Source organism: Microbacterium sp. MF43 (assembly GCF_012847295.1).
GTDB lineage: Bacteria > Actinomycetota > Actinomycetes > Actinomycetales > Microbacteriaceae > Microbacterium.
This window is the reverse complement of sequence record NZ_JABBDY010000001.1, coordinates 703,950-721,616: the sequence shown is the minus strand read 5'-3', so window position 1 is coordinate 721,616 and position 17,667 is coordinate 703,950. Positions and strand designations below refer to the sequence as shown.

Annotated in this window: 16 protein-coding genes and 1 tRNA gene; 10 read left to right on the top strand and 7 right to left on the bottom strand. The window is 69.3% G+C overall.

Annotated features, from left to right (window positions below):
• The first annotated feature begins 71 nt into the window (after positions 1-71).
• Positions 72-944 carry a LuxR C-terminal-related transcriptional regulator gene (locus HF323_RS03245; protein WP_169581097.1) on the top strand — a complete coding sequence of 291 codons (873 nt, stop codon included), beginning with the start codon at positions 72-74 and terminating at the stop codon, positions 942-944.
• 95 nt (positions 945-1,039) lie between these two features.
• Positions 1,040-1,402 carry an Lsr2 family protein gene (locus tag HF323_RS03240; RefSeq protein WP_169581096.1) on the top strand — a complete coding sequence of 121 codons (363 nt, stop codon included), beginning with the start codon at positions 1,040-1,042 and terminating at the stop codon, positions 1,400-1,402.
• 21 nt (positions 1,403-1,423) lie between these two features.
• Here HF323_RS03240 and HF323_RS03235 read toward each other — a convergent pair whose 3' ends face one another.
• The 3 genes from HF323_RS03235 to HF323_RS03225 all read right to left on the bottom strand — a co-directional run bounded on the left by HF323_RS03235 (position 1,424) and on the right by HF323_RS03225 (position 7,490).
• Positions 1,424-4,360 (bottom strand): polysaccharide lyase family 8 super-sandwich domain-containing protein, encoded by a 2,937-nt coding sequence (locus HF323_RS03235; protein WP_169581095.1) that lies wholly within the window; start codon positions 4,358-4,360, stop codon positions 1,424-1,426.
• Between the two features lie 170 nt (positions 4,361-4,530).
• On the bottom strand, positions 4,531-5,946 hold the full coding sequence (pntB, locus tag HF323_RS03230) for a Re/Si-specific NAD(P)(+) transhydrogenase subunit beta (RefSeq protein ID WP_169581094.1): 1,416 nt from the start codon (positions 5,944-5,946) through the stop codon (positions 4,531-4,533).
• The gene (locus HF323_RS03225) at positions 5,943-7,490 is read right to left on the bottom strand and encodes a Re/Si-specific NAD(P)(+) transhydrogenase subunit alpha (RefSeq protein WP_169581093.1); all 1,548 of its coding nucleotides are present in this window, start codon (positions 7,488-7,490) and stop codon (positions 5,943-5,945) included. The genes pntB and HF323_RS03225 overlap by 4 nt, the downstream gene beginning before the upstream one ends.
• A gap of 152 nt (positions 7,491-7,642) precedes the next feature.
• On the opposite strand from HF323_RS03225, the gene HF323_RS03220 reads away from it, so the two are divergent.
• Positions 7,643-7,924: a Fe-S cluster assembly protein HesB gene (locus HF323_RS03220; RefSeq protein WP_169581092.1), complete on the top strand. Its 282-nt coding sequence runs from the start codon at positions 7,643-7,645 to the stop codon at positions 7,922-7,924.
• A gap of 55 nt (positions 7,925-7,979) precedes the next feature.
• Here the strand turns inward: HF323_RS03220 and HF323_RS03215 are convergent, their stop codons facing one another.
• Positions 7,980-8,798, bottom strand: coding sequence for an endo alpha-1,4 polygalactosaminidase (locus tag HF323_RS03215; protein ID WP_169581091.1), 819 nt, complete (start codon positions 8,796-8,798; stop codon positions 7,980-7,982).
• Between the two features lie 57 nt (positions 8,799-8,855).
• Here HF323_RS03215 and HF323_RS03210 point away from each other — a divergent pair.
• Positions 8,856-8,930: transfer RNA gene (locus HF323_RS03210), tRNA-Arg, on the top strand.
• Positions 8,931-8,996: 66 nt separating this feature from the next.
• Positions 8,997-9,161, top strand: a complete 165-nt coding sequence (locus tag HF323_RS03205) for a hypothetical protein (RefSeq protein ID WP_169581090.1) — start codon at positions 8,997-8,999, stop codon at positions 9,159-9,161.
• A 66-nt stretch (positions 9,162-9,227) separates the two neighbouring features.
• Here HF323_RS03205 and HF323_RS03200 read toward each other — a convergent pair whose 3' ends face one another.
• On the bottom strand, positions 9,228-10,043 hold the full coding sequence (locus HF323_RS03200; protein ID WP_169581089.1) for a hypothetical protein: 816 nt from the start codon (positions 10,041-10,043) through the stop codon (positions 9,228-9,230).
• Between the two features lie 778 nt (positions 10,044-10,821).
• On the opposite strand from HF323_RS03200, the gene HF323_RS03195 reads away from it, so the two are divergent.
• Complete coding sequence (locus tag HF323_RS03195; protein WP_169581358.1) at positions 10,822-11,025, top strand: cold-shock protein; 204 nt, start codon at positions 10,822-10,824, stop codon at positions 11,023-11,025.
• Positions 11,026-11,113: 88 nt separating this feature from the next.
• Here HF323_RS03195 and HF323_RS03190 read toward each other — a convergent pair whose 3' ends face one another.
• Both HF323_RS03190 and HF323_RS15690 read right to left on the bottom strand, forming a co-directional pair.
• Entirely contained in the window at positions 11,114-12,094 is a 981-nt protein-coding gene (locus HF323_RS03190; protein WP_169581088.1) for a phosphotransferase, read from the bottom strand.
• Positions 12,095-12,136: 42 nt separating this feature from the next.
• Positions 12,137-13,519 (bottom strand): GGDEF domain-containing protein, encoded by a 1,383-nt coding sequence (locus tag HF323_RS15690; protein ID WP_169581087.1) that lies wholly within the window; start codon positions 13,517-13,519, stop codon positions 12,137-12,139.
• Between the two features lie 121 nt (positions 13,520-13,640).
• Between HF323_RS15690 and HF323_RS03180 the strand changes: the two genes are divergently transcribed.
• The 4 genes from HF323_RS03180 to HF323_RS03165 all read left to right on the top strand — a co-directional run bounded on the left by HF323_RS03180 (position 13,641) and on the right by HF323_RS03165 (position 17,577).
• On the top strand, positions 13,641-14,453 hold the full coding sequence (locus tag HF323_RS03180) for an alpha/beta hydrolase (protein ID WP_188241631.1): 813 nt from the start codon (positions 13,641-13,643) through the stop codon (positions 14,451-14,453).
• On the top strand, positions 14,450-15,820 hold the full coding sequence (locus HF323_RS03175; protein ID WP_169581086.1) for a diguanylate cyclase: 1,371 nt from the start codon (positions 14,450-14,452) through the stop codon (positions 15,818-15,820). The genes HF323_RS03180 and HF323_RS03175 overlap by 4 nt, the downstream gene beginning before the upstream one ends.
• Positions 15,821-16,265: 445 nt before the next feature.
• Positions 16,266-16,817, top strand: coding sequence for a sigma-70 family RNA polymerase sigma factor (locus tag HF323_RS03170; protein ID WP_317450976.1), 552 nt, complete (start codon positions 16,266-16,268; stop codon positions 16,815-16,817).
• Positions 16,804-17,577, top strand: a complete 774-nt coding sequence (locus HF323_RS03165) for an anti-sigma factor (RefSeq protein WP_169581084.1) — start codon at positions 16,804-16,806, stop codon at positions 17,575-17,577. The genes HF323_RS03170 and HF323_RS03165 overlap by 14 nt, the downstream gene beginning before the upstream one ends.
• Positions 17,578-17,667: the final 90 nt, after the last annotated feature.

Below are 17,667 nucleotides of genomic sequence, written 5' to 3'. Positions count from 1 at the left end.
CCGAACCGGGTGGTAGGGTCGACGCTACGAAAATCGGCGAGGACGCCGTCACCCCCGGAAGTAGGTAGTGCGTGGGCAGCCAGACCACCACTGAGCAGACCCCCGGCAGCGAGAGCGATGAGCAGGTTCTCGCTCGCGCGGTGACCGACCTCGCGCGTCGCACTCGCTTCCCCGTCGCCTTCGGCGGGCTCGAACAGGGCGACGCGATCCACGTGACCTCGATCGTCGGCGCCCGCACGCGCCGTCTCGACGGCCTCATCGTCCGGGCCTCTCGCGGCCTGGGCGGTCGCGCTCTGGTCGAGAAGCGGCCCCGCCTCGCGCTCGACTACCGCTCCTCCCGCAGCATCACGCACGACTATGACCGCGCCGTCCTGGGCGAGGGCATCGCCACCCTGTTCGCCGTCCCGGTGCTGGTATCCGGGCGAGCCCGCGGCGTCATCTACTGCGGCTCGTGGGCGGAATCACCCGTCGGCGACGTCGTCGCGCGACCGGCCTTCGCGGTGGCCGACGAGCTTTCGACCGAGCTGCGGATCCGCGAGGAGGTGCGGCGTCGGCTGTCGATGGCACCGGCGGGCGAGGCATCCGCACTCGCCCCTGCCGCGAGGGAGGAGCTGCGCGAGACATACGCGGAGCTTCGAAGCGTCGCGGCAGTGATCGACGACCCCCAGCTGCGCGAGAGGCTCGCGCGGGTCGAGAAGCGCCTGGCTGCCCTTTCGCAGTCCGAAACCGAACCCTCCCTCGAACTGGACGTGCGACTTTCGCCGCGCGAAATCGACGTGCTCGCGTGCGCGGCACTCGGCTCGACGAATTCCGAGATCGCGGCGACATTGTCGCTGCGCGAGGGAACGGTCAAGTCGTATCTGCAATCCGCAATGGCGAAACTGGATGCCTCGACCCGCCACGCCGCGGTCGCGAAAGCCCGGCGCGCGGGTCTGCTGCCCTGAATTCGACCGGCGTTATCGCCGCGAGAATTCCCTTTCGTTTTCCCCGGCGTGGAAATCACCCCGCGGCCGAAGCGAATTCGGCGTAATGTGCCCTCATGGCTCGCAGAATCGTGCATCAACTCGTCGACGATCTCGACGGAACAGTCCTTGAAGTCGGAGAAGGGGAGACCGTTCTCTTCTCACTCGACGGCGTCGCCTACGAGATCGATCTGAGTGCCGGCAACGCGGCAGCATTGCGCGATGCGCTCGCCCCCTTCGTCGACGCCGGCCGCAGCGTCTCGTCGCGCGCCGCGGGCAGCGGCCGGTCTTCTGCATCCGGGTCGGGCGTCAAGCGACGCCGGTCGGGTCAGCAGGACTACGCGGCGATCCGCGAGTGGGCGAAGGCGAACGGCCACAAGGTCTCGGAGCGCGGGCGGGTGCCGGCATCCGTCCTCGAGGCCTACGAGGCCGCGCACTGACGCACCCCGCTTCGCAGCCCGTCAGCCCGTGAGCACCTCCAGGTACGGCTTGTTCGCGGCGTTGCTGCGGCTGTTGAGCTGGACGAGGTTGCCCCCTGCGGTGCCCGAGAGCCCGATGGTGACGACTCCGTCCCCCGGGTGGTCGGAGACCACGAGGTTCGTCACGTCGAACGCCAGCCAGTTCTCGTACTCCCCGATCGGCGCGGTGGCGACGGCACCCGAGAAGGGCGGCTTGGTGCTCCAGTTCACGCCCGTCTCGGTCCACTGGTCCGTCGAGCAGCGGTTCGCGGTGAGCACAGCCTCCTTGCCGTTGGAGTCCGAGGTCTTGCCATAGACCCACAGGACCGCGCGGCGGGGGGTCGCGGTGACGCCGCTCACATCGAACTTCAGATAGGCGCGTCTGCTGTAGCCCGCATCGCTGCTGTTCTTCACAACGAGGTCCGCGTCGCTGCCGTAGTTCGTCGTCGCATACGATCCGTCGCGCACCGTCGCATCCGCCGTCGCGGCGACGTTCACGAGGGTGCGGTCGCTCAGAGTGGTCCCGGTGCCGAAGGTGATGGTGCGGGATGCCCCGAGGCAGGCGCCGACCTCGGCGACCAGCTCGATCTTCGCATCATGCCGCGTCACCGACATCTCGGGCGCCGACGTCGCCGTCGAGAACGTCGACAGCCCCGCACGGTCGATCGTCACCGCGACCGTGGACGACTTCTGCGATGGGTCGGCGACACTCACGCTCAGCGTGCCACCGGACTCGCGGATGAGCACGGAGCACGGCGCCGACACGGTGATCGGCCCAGCCGTGCCCGCCGCGAAGAAGTTGGCTGCGGTGACACCCGTCGCGGCGTCCTTGACGGCCTGCACGCTCGCGGTGTTGGCGAGGATCGTGACCGTGGGGCTCGCCGCACGAGCGGCCGTCGTCGCCGGTGACGCGCCCGGCATCAGGATGTACGCGTAGGCCCCGGCGGTGGGATCCGTGCCGTGATCGAACCACAGCGTGATGTAGCGCCGGGTGATCGGGTCGGTGGAAGCCACTCCGCCCTTGTTGATGTCGCTCCAGGCGCCGGTGCGCTCCTCGCGTCGTGCGCGGATCGACCCGCCTCCGGGGAAGACGTACCCTCCGAAGCCCTGGATCGCCGCCCACGACGCCGCGGCGAACGAGGTCTCGGTGGGAAGCGTCGCCGGCTGCACCGCCCCGTCCACCGTGAGGGCGGCGCTCCCGGTGGCTCCGAGATTGCGGCTGTCGATCGTCGTTTCGACCTTGTGCCCGTCCGTCGACGCGATGCCGGCCCCGAGGCAGACGACCTGGTCGGCGAGACAGAACCAGGACTTCTTGGCCCGCAAGGTCGACGCGAGGCCCCGGGTGTCCTGACCCACAACGGCGTACGTGCCGTCCGTCGCCCCGCCGGCCCAGGCGTTCGGGACCGCCTGGTTGTACCCGCCCTGTCCGTCGGCCAAGGGTTTGCGCGAGACCGTGGTGCCGGGCATCCGGTACGGGTCGACCGTCGGCCAGAAGGCATCCGAATACTGGCCGTTCCCATATGTCCTGCCCCACCAAGAGACCATCCCCGAGTTCGCGTGCCAGCCGCGGAGGTTCTCCTGATTGACCGACGTCAGGAACGTCGTGCGGGATGAGCACATCGAGATCGCCAGGGCCCAGTCGGCCCGCCGGTGCACGGCTCGGTCGGTCGCGCCGAAGACACGGCTGCCGATCGGCTCCGGCTCGGGAAGGACGCTGGAGTCGTCGATGACCGCCTTCGCTCGTGCGAGGTTCGCGAGCCCGGGGGTATGGTCCTCCATGTAGCGGCCCCAGTACTCGCGCTGCAGCCATCCCTTGCAGACCGCCCGAATGCGCGCCGCCGTCGCGGTCGGCGCGCTCTCGGACAGCTGCAGGAGCGCGGAGATCATGGCATGCCCGCGGTGATGATCGTTCTGCTCGTAGGGGCGCGCGTCGGTGGTGATGATGCCCCGCGCCACGCGGCGTCCGGACTGATTGTCCATGACGAGACCGTTGAACATGAACGGGATGACTCCGCGCTCGAACATGTCGTAGATGAAGGACACCTTCGGGTCGTCGAATTGCCACGTCGAGCCGCTCACCAATGCCATTGCACTTGCCAACCCCGAGATCAGCACATGCCCGTAGTTTCCGAGATACGGGACCTTCTCGTGCTGCACGAACGACCCGTCCTCGTAGAAGCCGTCGTTGCTGCGCACGGGCGCGAACAGGGGCGAGAATCCGTTCACGCCGGTCGTGATCTTCGCAGACGACTTTCCCACCACTCCGTGCAGAACCCTGATGAGCGAGAGGTCGGAGCGGTTGGCGCCGGTGCTCTGCTTCGTCGCGAGCAGAGTGTCGAGGTGGGAGTCCGGCGAGTGCGCGTCGATCGTTGCGAGGTTCTCCGAGATCTGCGTCGCCGTCAGGTGCGGGTACGCGATCGCCAGGATGTTCAACAGCGTCGCGGGCGATCCGATGCGCCAGTCCCACCAGTTGCCGTACTGGGTGACGCTCGAGTTGAAGGCGTGCGCATGCATCCAGTCGATTCCGGCGATGATGTCGGCGATCAGAGCCGGGTCCTGATGGAAGGAGCAGTGCGGCGTGGCCCACGCGACGGCCATCTGCGAGAGGCGGCCATACCCCGCCGTGACCGCGCCGGAGCGAGTCCCGCTCGAGATGGGGATGTCGGGCCACAGCCCGGTCGTCGAGCCCGGGGTCATCGTCGCCTGGAGCCCTTGAACGGCGGACTCGATCGCTGTCAGCTCGGTGCTGAACGGTGCGATGGTGTGGTCGAACCCGGGACCGACGGTGATGCGCTCAACGTACCTCTGGCGCAGATCGTCATACTCGTCGGCGACCAGCGCGCGCGCCGGCGTCGCCGGCGCCGCGACCGTGGCCAGGCCGACGCCGAGGCCGGCGGCGCCGGCGCCTTGGAGCAGTGAACGTCGCGTGATCTGCATCATCGAAGACCCCCGTGGAGTGGCGGGATCGCTGGACGATGGCGGCTCCATCGCGCGCCCGCATCCGTCACTTTGCCATTTCTTACGATATCCATCAAGTCAGAAATTCGAAAGATATCGAAGCTAGGCGCCGGCGCCGGCCCGCCGGGGACGACACCCGTCAGACCCGTGGACTACACCCGTGAGAGGTGAACCAGAATGTCGTCGACCCTCTCCTTGGCGTCGCCGAACAGCATCTGGGCGTTCTCGCGGTAGAACAGCGGGTTCTGCACGCCCGCGTAGCCGGATGCCATGGAGCGCTTGAAGACGATGACATTCCGCGCCTCCCACACGCGCAGAACGGGCATGCCGGCGATCGGGCTCGACGGGTCTTCGGCGGCGGCGGGGTTGACGGTGTCGTTCGCGCCGATCACGAGCACGACATCGGTCCGCGAGAGGTCGTCGTTGATCTCGTCCATCTCGAGCACGATGTCGTAGGGCACCTTCGCCTCGGCCAGCAGCACGTTCATGTGACCGGGCAGGCGACCTGCGACGGGGTGGATGCCGAAGCGCACGTCCACCCCTCGCTCACGGAGCTTCAGCACGAGGTCGGCGACGCCGTGCTGCGCCTGCGCGACCGCCATGCCGTAGCCGGGCGTGATGACGACGGAACTCGCCCCCGAGAGCATGTCGGCCGCGGTCTCGGCGTCGACCTCACGGTGCTCGCCGTACTCCTCGTCCGCCGCGCTCGGCGCCTCGATGCCGAAGCCGCCGGCGATGACCGAGAGGAACGACCTGTTCATGGCCCTGCACATGATGTAGCTCAGGTAGGCACCCGACGAGCCGACGAGCGCTCCGGTGACGATGAGGAGATCGTTGTTCAGCAGGAAGCCTGCAGCGGCGGCGGCCCAGCCCGAGTAGCTGTTGAGCATCGAGACGACGACGGGCATGTCTCCGCCGCCGATCGAGGCGACGAGGTGCCATCCGAGGGCGAGCGCGAGCGCGGTGACGGCGATGAGCAGCCACAGCTCGGGAGTGATGACGTACCAGACCGTGAGACCCACGAACACGACGAGCGCGCCCAGGTTGAGGACGTTCTTGCCCGGCAGCATGAGCGGCTTCGACGAGATGCGGGCGGACAGCTTCAGGAACGCCACGATCGACCCGGTGAAGGTCACGCCGCCGATGAAGACGCCGATGAACACCTCCGCATGGTGGATGTCGGCGAGCGCGCCCTCCAGCCCGGTGTCGTAGAGCGCGCCGTTCCAGCCGACCAGCACCGCCGCCAGGCCGACGAAGGAATGCAGCAGGGCGATGAGCTCCGGCATGCCGGTCATCTCCACGATCCGCGCACGCCACAGGCCGATCGCGCCGCCGATCAGCACGGCGGCGACGAGCCAGATCAGGCCGTTGCTGGCCAGCGGGTCGCTCCAGGCATCGGCGGCGACCAGCCACACCGTGGCGGCGAGGGCGATCGTCATGCCGAGGATGCCGTAGGTGACGCCGCGGCGACTGGTCTCATGTCTGCTGAGGCCCGCGAGGCTGAGGATGAACAGCAGCGCGGCGACGATGTAGGCGGCGCCTGCGACCGCGCCGGCGACGGCGATCATCGAGGCTCACCCTTCTGGAACATCGCGAGCATTCGCCGCGTCACGGCGAAGCCGCCGAAGATGTTGATGCTCGCCAGCAGCACGGCGATCGCGGCCAGGATCTGCACCGTCAGATCGGGCACGGTGATCTGCACCATGGCGCCCACGACGATGATTCCCGAGATCGCATTCGTCACGCTCATGAGCGGCGTGTGCAGGGCGTGGGCGACGTGCCCGATGACGTAGAAGCCGACGACGATCGCGAGCGTGAGCACGAGGAAGTGCTGCGGAAGCGGCGGTGGCGCGAAGGCGCACACCGCGAAGAGCACCGCGATGCCGGCGACGATGAGCCCAGTCTTGGCGCCGCGGGACATCGCCCTCTTCTCGGGCGCGACGACGGGGGCGGATGCCTCGGCCTTCGCCGGCGCGGCCGAGACCTGCACGGGAGGCGGGGGCCAGGTCACCGCGCCGTCGCGCACGACGGTGACGGTGCGCTGCACGACGTCATCGAAGTCGAGCGCGAGCTCGCCGTCCCTCCCGGGGGTGAGGAGCTTGAGCAGGTTGACGAGGTTCGTCGCGAAGAGCTGGGACGACTGCTGAGGCAGCCGGCCGGGCAGGTCCGTGTAGCCGAGGATGACGACCCCGTTGTCCGTGACGACCCGCTCCCCCGCGACCGAACCCGCGACATTCCCGCCCTGCGCCGCGGCCATGTCGACGATCACGCTGCCGGGCTTCATGCTCGCGACATCGGCTGCCGTGATCAGGCGCGGAGCGGGGCGCCCCGGGATGAGCGCCGTGGTGATGATGATGTCGACGTCGGCGGCCTGCTCCGAATAGATCTCCGCGGCACGCCGGTCGTACGCCTCGCTCGTCGCCTTCGCATAGCCGTCCGCCGACACCTGCTTCTGCTCGTCAGGCACCACGACCTCGAGATACTCGCCCCCGATCGACGCAACCTGGTCGGCGACCTCGGGCCGAGGGTCGGTGGCGCGCACGATCGCGCCCATGCTCGACGCCGCGCCGATCGCGGCGAGACCCGCGACCCCGGCGCCCGCGACGAGCACCTTCGCCGGCGGCACCTTGCCCGCCGCCGTCACCTGGCCCGTGAAGAAGCGGCCGAACTCATGCGCCGCCTCGACGACGGCGCGGTAGCCCGAGATGTTCGCCATCGAACTGAGCACGTCCATCGACTGCGCGCGCGAGATGCGCGGCACGGCATCGAGCGCGATAGCGGTGATCCCCCGGGTCGCGAGCGCCTCGACGAGGTCGGGGCGAAGTGCCGGGCTCAGCATCGCGACGACCGTGGCGCCATCGGCGAGGCGGCCGATCTCGCCCGGTGTCGGCGCGTTGACCTTGAGGATGATGGGCGAGCCCCATGCGGTGGCGCCGTCGACGACGGATGCCCCGGCCGCCCGGTACGCGGAATCGGGAAAGGACGACGCGGCGCCGGCGCCGGATTCGACCACCACCTCGTAACCGAGGGCGATCAGCTTGGGAACGGTCGTAGGAGTCGCGGAGACCCGGTTCTCTCCGGGCTTCTCGGCGACGATGCCAATGCGGGTCATGCGATCCTCTGGGTCTGGTGCGAGACGCCTCCACCCTGGCAGAAGCGGGCCCGGAACGTGGGAATCGCCTCCGAATGGCGCTCATTCCTTGAGATCGATCTCGGATCTCGGAATCGTGGCCGGTTCCAGTCCGCTACGGAAGGAGCAGGATCATGATGACGATGACCCAGACCGCCGCAGAGGCGGTCAAGCAGATCATCGCGCGAGTTCCCGAGGCCGGGGATGGAGGCGTGCGGATCGCAGACACCGGCAGCGACCAGGGACTCGAGCTCAGCGTCGCCCCCGATCCCGAGCCGCGCGACACGATCGTCGTGACCGACGGCGCGCGGGTATTCCTCGACGAGGGGGCCGCCGCGGCCCTGGACGACCGCGTGCTCGACGCCGAGCTGGCGCAGGACGGCTCCGTGCGCTTCGCGATCGGCCTGCAGCAGTAGGAGACGGATGCCCCGCCCCGGCGCTCCGGCGCCGGGGCCGAGGCACGTCAGCCCCTCAGTCGTCGGGGCACAGCTCGAACACATAGCCCGGGTCGCCGGGCGCGCCGAGGTCTCGGTCGCGCAGCACGGCGGACTCAGGCATCCCACCCTCGCGACACGCGTCCTGGAAGGACGAATCCGCCGCATCGGAGTACTCGATCGCGATGACGCGGTCGTCGTAGACCTCTTCGTACGCGTCGCACTCATCGAACGCCACGCATTCCTCGACGATGGCGAAGTCGAACTCGGCTTCATCGTGGAGCACCTCGGCATCTTCGGCGGCGTTCTTCTGTGCCGCCGCGAGGCCGGCCTCGTGCGCTGTCTCGACGAGCTCCTCGGCGAGTTCGATGTTGCCGTCGAGGGTGAGCGCGCCGTCGCTGCGAGCATACGAGTCGAGATTGTCGAACTCGACGGCATCGAACCCGGCACCGGCGCACTGCTGGATCCAGGGCGCGACGATCTCGACGATGGCCTCGCGTCTGTCGTCGGTGGAGGTGTCGAGCAGCGCCTCATCGGGCCACTCGGGGTCGAAGACGGGCTCGCCGTCCTCGCCGGCGAGGATCAGCTCGTCCGGCCAGTCCTGGAGCTCGCCGGGCTGCGTCTGGAACGCGTTGATGTAGCAGATCGAGTACACATCCTCGGGCGGCGGCGAGGTTCGATCGCGCACGACGATGCCGACGCCCTCGGGCGGCGGATACGACTCGCCGAGCTGGTAGTCGGGGCCAGCGCCCTCAGGCGGCAGGGTGACCGCCGCCTCGCCCGTCGCACACGCCGTCAAGGCCAGCGCCGCCGCGACCACGACGATGGCGGATGCCGCACCCCTCCCAAGGTCCATGACGCCGACGCTACTCCTCCGAGGGCACGTCGCGGCGAGGGTAGACTTTCGGAGCCAGCCTCTGTAGCTCAATGGAAGAGCAGTTCCGTCCTAAGGAAACGGTTGGGGGTTCGAGTCCCTCCAGGGGCGCCACCGGTTCCGCACCTCGCCGGGAGCGTGATCTGTCCCTCGCCCGCGAACGAGCGTACGGTGAGCAGCATGTGGACAGTCCTCATCATCTTGCTCGTCGCCTGGGTGGTGCTGTCGATCGTGGGTTTCGCTTTCGAGGGCCTGTTGTGGCTCGCGCTCATCGGGATCGTGCTGTTCGTCGGCACGCTCATCTTCGGACTCATCCGGCAACGCGCCCGCCGTCCCAAGGAATAGCGGCCCCCGGTCGAACCGGCCGCCTTCGGCGCCGCGCTCCCGTCCGCCTGATCGATACCGTGCGACTCACCCTCGGTCGTGGAACACTCCCAGGCGGTCGCCGTCGCGCACGAATTGGAGTGCGCCGCCCTTGGGGAACTGCGCGGTCAGCTCCGCGGGCGCGCTCGCATCGACCGGCATCTCCAGAGTTGCAGGGAAGCTGCCGACGCGACACGCGGAGTACATCGGGCCGTTGTACGACCAGCTGTTCGGATCGGCATCGGGCTCGGGAAGCGAATCGGTCCGGACGATCGTGAAGCACTCCTGACCCGTGCCGGTCATCGCGAAGCTCGTCTCGAACAGCGTCATGCCGTAGAACTCCCACGCGGTCGAACTCGGGCCGACCCCGTACCAGCCGCTGGGAATGTCCGGCAACGCGACCGGCTCGAGCGTCGCGACCTGCGGGGCACCGTTCGACACCGAGATCGGGGCCACGCGCATCAGCCCGTAGGTCGCACCGGCGGCCAGGCCGGCAGCGGCCACGAGCGACAGGGCCCACCACAGCTTCAGCCACCGCGACCTGAGCTGTCTCGGGGCCGGTTCGACCGGAGCGCTCTCGGTCGGGGCCGGCTCGTGCGCGACAGGCTCAGGCGGACTGGAAGGGGCGACCGACGCGAGAGGTACGTCACGCGGGACGGGTGCAGCAGCGGCCGCCACCGCCACACGCGGATCGGCGACAGCGGGAGGGGTCTCGCTCGCCGTCTGCGCGGCGGCCGGTGCGCCGAGCAAGCCCTCCAGCTCTTCCAGACGCTCGAGCGCTCCGGGATCTGCGGCGATGTCGGCTTCGGGCCCGTACACGCGCGCCTGAAGCGCACGCAGTTCGGCGAGGGTGCTGTTGTCCATCCGATGCATCGTCTCACGCGTGATGGGCGCGTTCGGGGGGCGACGCGTTTCGCGTCCCTTCGCTCGCTCGACGACCGAGGGCGAGACCGCATGGTGTTCGCGATATGAACTGCGCCGGCCGTCTGCGTCCTGCACCTCCCCCGATTGGTCCAACCATGGTTAGGATCCTTCGCACGGGTGCCGCCGTGGGCGAGCACGGCGGCACCCGCACGCTCGCAGCAGGGGCCGGGCCGGCGCTCCGGAGCAACGGATTCGCACCGCTCGGACCCGACGCACAGGTTGAGGTGATAGCGTGAGGGTGACTCAATCGAGTTCCATCCGCCCGTTCACGGGTACGACGCGTCATCCTCTCGGCCTCACCGTGGAGAGCCCCGCACTTCGACGCTCGCGATGTTCCGCACCCGGCGGTGTCTGATCACCCGCCCTTCACACGCACGAGAGACCGTCTCTCGGCGACAGCTTGGATCACATGCACTCCCCCACCTCGGGCTTCTCGCTCGACTGGCGACAGGCCGACGATGATGTCTTCGTGGCCACCATGCTCGGCGAGTTCGCCGGGTTCATCGAGGTAACTCACGAGGGTTCCCACGCGCACAGCGCGCAGGGCGCCGACCTCGGCCTGCACGACACCTCTTTCGCCGCTCGCGCGGCGGTGGAGACCTCCCATCTCGGCTCGGCCCCGCCCACGCGGCCCGCGCCCCTGCATCGTCCGCACCGGAGTTCTCGGTACGGCACCCCCGGTCGCTCCGGCGGCCCGAAAAACAGAAGGAAAGACACGATGGCCACTGGCACCGTGAAATGGTTCAACTCGGAGAAGGGCTACGGGTTCATCGCACCCGACGACGGCTCCGCTGATCTCTTCGCGCACTTCAGCGCGATCGCCGGCGACGGCTTCAAGGATCTCCGCGAGGAGCAGAAGGTCGAATTCGACGCTGAGCGTGGCCCCAAGGGCATGCAGGCGGCGAACATCCGCCCCCTCTGACACTCGTCAGTTCTCGATCGGCACTCGCCCCTCCGGGGGCGGGTGCCGATTCGTTTCCCGGCGGATGCCGACGCCGGCAACCGGGCTGTCAGGACCGCCGCTCGACGAGATCGAGAATGTCGATCGACCATGCGTGGACCTTGTCGAGTCTCGCGGCGAAGCGTGGATTCTGCTGCGCCGTGCCGGTGTACCAGAGGTCGAAAGCGACCTGGCGCAGGGCGATGTAGTCGTCGAGGTGGGTGGCGTCGATCCCGCGGACCTCGCGATACCCGTCGAGCAGGGCGGCGAGGCATCCTTCGTACTCCGGTTCGTCGCGAAGCTCCCACACGGCCACGGCGAGGTCGTACAGGCGCGGCCCGGTGCCGCAGTCGTCGAAGTCGATGAGCTTCACCTGGCCGTCGGCGAAGACCGCGTTCCCCAGGTGCAGGTCGGCGTGGATGAGCCCGGTCTCCTGGTCGCGCGTCATGATGCCGGCCATCCGCTCGCCCACCGCGTCGAACCGGCCGCGCAGCTCCCGCGGCAGCAACTGCCAGCACTCCGCCGCCCTGAGGCCGCCGTACACCATCACATCGCCGAAGAACGCCTCGTGATCCCAGCGGATGCGCGTGAACCCCTGCGGCGGCCTCCAGCCGTCAGCGTGGTCGTGGAGCACCGCCATCGCCCCGCCCAGCCGGCGCAGATGGACAGGGCGAGCGGATGCCTCGTGAATCCGCCCCTCCATCCACCTCAGCACCGACACCGCCCGCGTGCGGCCGGCGACGGAGGCCTCGACGACCACGCCGCCGTCGAGAGCCTCGAGCGCTTCGGGAACCTCGAGATCGGTGTCGGCGCGGATCGCCCGCATCCACGCGATCTCGGATTCGATGGATGCGCGCGTATCGGAGTTCCGTCCGTGTCGCTGCGGCCGGTGGACCCGGACCAGGAACCTCCCCGCGTCACTCTCGTGGCGGAACGTCGTGTTCTCGCCGTGGGTCACGAAAGTGAGCCGCCCGTCGGGCAGCGGGTAGCGACGGAGCGCGGCGAGCGCCAGCGTGCGAAGCGCCGCGATCTCCGCGCGTACCGTGCCCACCGGTCCACTGTGGGCGACGATCTGCCGCGGGGCAAGCGCCGGTCAGGCGTCGGCCAGCACGATCCGGTCGCCGCCGGCGGTCTTGGCCCGGTACATCGCCAGGTCGGCGCGGCGGATGAGCTGCTCCGACAGCAGCTTGCTCCCCGGTGGCGCGAGGGCGACGCCGATGCTCGCTTTCAACGGCTGCTCTGTGAGCGGATGCGCGGGGTCGCCGCGAAGCACCTCGAGGATGCGCTCGGCGATCTCCATCGCGACGGTCGGGTCGGGCACCTCGCACGCGACCACGAACTCGTCGCCGCCGTAGCGCGCGACGATATCGTCGGCGCGCACGGCGCTCAACAGGCGACGGCCCGCGTCGCGCAGCATCCGATCCCCCGCCTGATGCCCGAGGCGATCGTTCACGCTCTTGAAGCCGTCGAGATCGATGAACAGCGCCGCGCACCCGGTGGTGCCCATGAACCGGCTCATCGCCGCCTCGAGATGACGGCGGTTGGGCAGCCCCGTGACCTCGTCGTGAGTGGCGGCGTGCGCGAGCCGAGCCTGCAGTCGCAGAGTCGCGAGGGCCTGGGCCGCCTGGCCCGCGAGCGCCTCGGCCAGCGGCGAGGCCTCTTCGTCGAACATCCGGTCGTGATGGAACCAGCTCACGAACGCGCCGAAGTCGATCTCCTCGTGGTGCAGGGGCGCGGCGATGAACGCGTGAATTCCGGCGGCCTCCATCGCGGCGCCGAGCCCCGGCGCCAACCGCTCCGCCCGGGCCGGTGCGGTCACCTTGAGGGTCCGCCGAGGGGCGCTCACGAGGCCGATCAGCGTGTCGGGGTCCACACGCCCGCCGAAGGGATCCTCACCAGCGGCGACGATGCTCAGGCCGTCGGGCTCATGGAGCAGAACGGTGGACTGCTCCGCACGGTACGCCCGCGCCGTGCTGTCCGCGAGGATCTCCGCGAGCTGTTCCTCGGTGGCAGCCGTCGCGAAGGCGACGGCGGAGTCCATCACGAGCTGCAGGCGCGTCCGCGTGCGTTCGGCGAGCGAGTACTGCTGACGCAGCTCGACCAGCGCCCGCCAGCGCTCTGAGGCGTCCGCGATCAGGAAGACCTCCTCGCCCTGCTCGTGAACGCGGGTCACCATCGCCGCACGGCTCCGCTTCCGCGCGTTGACCATCATCCACGGCCCCGGCCCGATCGCGGGCAGCAGATCCTCGTCGGGATGGATGAGGTACTCGCTGATCGTATGGCCGACGAACTCGTCCGCCGGCGAGCCGATCCAGTCCGCGAACCATGTGTTCACGCCGGTGATGGCACCGCCCTCACCCACGCGCACCGCGCCCAGCGGGAGCGCGGCCGCACCGCCGTCGTTCACCGATGCCTCCCTCGCGCGCCCGTCGGGGCGGCTGCTCGAACGATATCCCGCACCCCCTGCCGTCGTCACCCCCTATCCACTGACGGCAGGGCCTGTCCGCATTCGGCAGCGGAATTTCACTCAGTGAAGTAAATGGGGTTCTCGTCACGTACGATGCGTAAAGGGCTCCCCCGCCCGAGATGGGATCGCCATGTCCGACGTCCAGACGATCGACGTCCTGCGCCGCAACAACGTGACGGTGACCGGCGACCTCACCGGCCCGACGATCATGCTGGCGCACGGATTCGGGTGCAGCCAGGAGACCTGGGGCCTCGTCGCCCCGCAGTTCGCGCGCGACCACCGCGTCATCCTCTTCGATCACGTCGGAGCGGGAAGATCGGACGCGTCGTTCTACGACCGCGGCAAGTACGACTCGCTCGACGGCTATGCGACCGACGTCATCGAGATCCTCGAAGCGCTCGACGCGTCCGACGTGGTCTTCGTCGGCCACTCCGTGAGCTCGATGATCGGCGTCCTCGCCGCCAACCGGGCGCCGGAGCGATTCCGCGCGCTCGTGCTCGTCGGACCGTCGCCCCGCTACACCAATGCCGCCGGATACCACGGGGGCTTCGAGCAGCGGGACATCGATGCGCTCCTGGACTCCCTCGACGCCAACTACCTCGGCTGGGCGCGCGAACTCGCCCCGGTCATCATGGGACGGCCCGACCTCCCCGAGCTCGGTCAGCGCCTGACGGACAGCTTCTGCAGCGTCGACCCCGACATCGCCCGGCACTTCGCTCGCGTGACATTCCTGTCGGACAACCGCGCCGACCTTCCCCTCGTCAGGGTGCCCACGCTCGTGCTGCAATGCCAGGCCGACGCCATCGCGCCGGACGAGGTGGGGGCATTCGTGCACGCCGCCATCCCGGGCAGCAGCTTCCGGATGCTCGAGGCCACCGGGCACGTGCCGATCCTGTCGGCCGCCGACGAGGTCGTCCGGGAGATCCGGGGGTTCCTCGCATGACGTCCGACACCGGCTGGTTCGATCACGCGCCGTGCGGTCTGGTCGCGGCATCCGCCGACGGCCGCATCCTCGAGGCGAACGACATGTTCCTGACGTGGACCGGTCACCGGCGCGAGGATGTCATCGGCAGGACGTTCGCGTCGCTGCTCGATGCCGGCAGCCGCCTCTTCTTCGACACGCGCCACACGCAGCTGCTCCACCTGCGCGGGAACGTGGAGGAGGTCGCGGTCACGCTGGTGATGGCCGACGACAAGCCCATGCCTGCGCTCATCAACTCGGTCCTCGATCCCGAAGCGGGGATCATCCGGATCGCCGTCTTCAACGCGACCGAGCGCGTGCGCTACGAGCGCGATCTGCTGCAGGCGCGGCGCAAAGCGGAGTCGTCCGAGCAGCGCGTGCGCATCCTCCAGGAGGTGTCGAGCACCTTCGGGGTGAGCGCGACCGACGAAGACGTCGCCCAGTCGTTCGCCGAAGTCGCCCGCGAGGCATTCGGCGCCCGCGAGACCGCGGTGCTCCTCATCGGCGAGGACGGCGATCTCGTGCTCACCGGCGGGACCAACCCCCTGGCAGGCAAGGTCGCTCCTGTCCCCGAACTGCGCGCGACCCCCGACGTCACCATCGTCGACGTGGACGAGGTGCGTCACGAGTTCCCCCATCTCGCCGACGCGATGCAGGCCGAGCGACTCGCGTCGATCACGATCACCCCCCTCATCGCCGACGGTCAGCGCCTCGGACTGCTCGTGTGCTTCTTCGGCCGTCGCACCGACTTCGACGCGCAGTACATCGACCTGCAGCAGGCCCTCGGACGACAGGCATCCCAGACCCTCACCCGTGTGCGCCTGCAGCGGCGGCTCGCCTTTCTCGCTCTGCACGATCAGCTCACCGGTGTGGGGAACCGGCAGCTGCTGCAGATGCAGCTGGACGAGGCGATCTCCGGCGCGCTCGCGACGAACGAGCCCCTGTCGGTGCTGTTCCTCGACATCGACGACTTCAAGAGCATCAACGACGCCTTCGGGCATGCCGCCGGCGACGCGGTCCTGGTCGAGCTGGCGAACCGCCTCACCGAGAGCGTGCGCGGTTCCGATGTCGTCGGCCGAATGGGCGGCGACGAGTTCGTCGCGATCTGCGCCAGCACGGGCGCGAACCAGGCGGCGACCGTCGCCGAACGCGTGCTGGAGATCTGCCGCGCTCCGATCGCGGTCGATGACGGCATCATCTCGGCATCGGTCAGCGTCGGCATCGCGCTGTACCGTCCGGGCGTCGACGCACGACCGAGCGCTCAGCAGCTCCTCGTGCGCGCCGACGCGGCGATGTACGACTCGAAGCGGTCGGGCAAGAACCGCGCCACGATGGACGCCGCGGCCTGACGCCGCGGCGGAAGACGAGCCCTCGCGCGACGCGCCCGATCGGGGTGCATCCAAATCGGCGCCCGCGGCGGAAGGACTTCACGAGGGCGGCGATGGGTCGCCCGATGGGAGACGACCGTGCGCACCTCACTCTCGCCACGCCTCGACGCGCTGACCGGTCGCGACCGCACTGCAAGGGTCGCTCCGTCAGTCGCGGCGCCGCCGGCAGGGTTCCGCCCTGTGCCTGCCGCAGCGGCGCCGGTCGCGACGGCCACCTCGACACCGGCGCGATGGTCTGTTCCGCCCGTGCGGGTGGCCGTCGTCCCGTCCCCGCGCTCCAAGCGGTCGTCGGATGCCCCGACCACCGCCTCTCGCGGCACCGGGCCCGGCCCCGCTAGCGTGGGGACCACCGCGACCCGGGCAGCCGCGTGAGCCGACGCCATCATCGGACAGGAGAGGAGCGAGCGTGGACGAGGCGCAGGAGCGCGAGCAGATCGACCGCTTCCGAGCGGGCGACGAACGCGCACTGGAGGAGATCTACCGGCGCTGGTCCCCGCTCGTCTTCACCCTGGCGCTGCGCGTCCTCGGAGATCGAGGGGATGCCGAGGACGTGACGCAGAAGGCCTTCGTCTCGGCCTGGACGTCGCGCGCCTCGTACGATCCCGCGAAGGGCCGCCTCTCGACGTGGATCGTGGCCATCACGCGCCGCCGCATCGCCGATACCCTCGAAGCGCGCCGCAAGGTGCGCGAGCTGCAGGAGCAGCTCCAGCGCTTCGCGGTCCCCGACGAGAACCGCGCGACCGAGTTCGACCTCGGCGACCGCCTCCTGCTCGCCGACGAGATCGATCGACTCGAACCCGACGCGCAGCGAGTGGTGCGCCTCGCGTTCTACGACGACCTGACGCACCAGCAGATCTCCGAACGTCTGGACATGCCGCTGGGTACCGTGAAGAGCCACATCCGACGAAGTCTCACCCGCCTGCGCAGCCGATTGGAGGTGCCCCATGTCGCATCTTGACCCCGAACGCCTCGCGCTCGTCGCGATCGGCGAACCCGTCGCTCCCGACGAGGAGCACCACCTCGAGACCTGCGACGTGTGCACGCTCGACCTGGCCGAGCTGGAGCACACCGTCGCGGTCGGCAAATCGACCGTGAGCCTCGGCGACCTCGAGGCCCCGCCCGAGCGGGTGTGGGACCGCATCCTCCACGAGGTGCGCGGCGGCGGCGAAGCGGTGGCAGAGCTCGCGCCGGACGACGCCGCGGACAGCGCGACCCGGACCCCGGCCGCCACCGCACCGGTCGCCGCAGGCACGCAGACGGATGCCTCGTCCCGCCGCCGCCCGCGGCCGCTCCTGCGCACTCTCCTCACACTCGCAGCCGGAATGGCCGTGATCTTCGTCGGGTTCGGCGCGTGGAACCTGCTGCGCCCGCCGGAGTCGATCGAGATCGCATCGGCCACGCTCGCGGCATTCCCGGAGCACCCGGGTGCCGAGGGCCAGGCCTTCGTGACCGAGGATCCCGACGGCGAGCGCACGGTGACCGTGCGGCTGGATGCGTCGGAGGAGGGCGACGGCTTCCGCGAGGTGTGGCTGATCACGGCGGACGCCACCGCCATCGTCAGCCTCGGCGAACTCGAAGGCGACGAAGGCACGTTCGTGGTGCCCGACGATGTGGACCTGCGCGATTACGTCCTCGTCGACATCTCGCAGGAGCCTCTCGACGGCGATCCGACCCATTCGGGCGACTCGATCGTGCGCGGAGAGCTCGGCTTCAGCTGATCACGGGGATGGACGTGCCGGTGCATCCGGAATCGACCACCCCGCGGAATACCTTCACGGCGCCGTCCACGGGCGGTGGTCGAACACTCA

Bases quoted from the DNA above. Each gene is read 5' to 3' on its own strand.
- HF323_RS03180 (WP_188241631.1), top strand. From the start codon at position 13,641: ATGTCCGACGTCCAGACGATCGACGTCCTGCGCCGCAACAACGTGACG.
- HF323_RS03165 (WP_169581084.1), top strand. From the start codon at position 16,804: ATGTCGCATCTTGACCCCGAACGCCTCGCGCTCGTCGCGATCGGCGAA.
- HF323_RS03215 (WP_169581091.1), bottom strand. From the start codon at position 8,798: ATGGACCTTGGGAGGGGTGCGGCATCCGCCATCGTCGTGGTCGCGGCG.
- HF323_RS03220 (WP_169581092.1), top strand. From the start codon at position 7,643: ATGATGACGATGACCCAGACCGCCGCAGAGGCGGTCAAGCAGATCATC.
- HF323_RS03225 (WP_169581093.1), bottom strand. From the start codon at position 7,490: ATGACCCGCATTGGCATCGTCGCCGAGAAGCCCGGAGAGAACCGGGTC.
- HF323_RS03175 (WP_169581086.1), top strand. From the start codon at position 14,450: ATGACGTCCGACACCGGCTGGTTCGATCACGCGCCGTGCGGTCTGGTC.
- HF323_RS03200 (WP_169581089.1), bottom strand. From the start codon at position 10,043: ATGGACAACAGCACCCTCGCCGAACTGCGTGCGCTTCAGGCGCGCGTG.
- HF323_RS03205 (WP_169581090.1), top strand. From the start codon at position 8,997: ATGTGGACAGTCCTCATCATCTTGCTCGTCGCCTGGGTGGTGCTGTCG.
- HF323_RS03235 (WP_169581095.1), bottom strand. From the start codon at position 4,360: ATGATGCAGATCACGCGACGTTCACTGCTCCAAGGCGCCGGCGCCGCC.
- HF323_RS03195 (WP_169581358.1), top strand. From the start codon at position 10,822: ATGGCCACTGGCACCGTGAAATGGTTCAACTCGGAGAAGGGCTACGGG.
- pntB (WP_169581094.1), bottom strand. From the start codon at position 5,946: ATGATCGCCGTCGCCGGCGCGGTCGCAGGCGCCGCCTACATCGTCGCC.
- HF323_RS03240 (WP_169581096.1), top strand. From the start codon at position 1,040: ATGGCTCGCAGAATCGTGCATCAACTCGTCGACGATCTCGACGGAACA.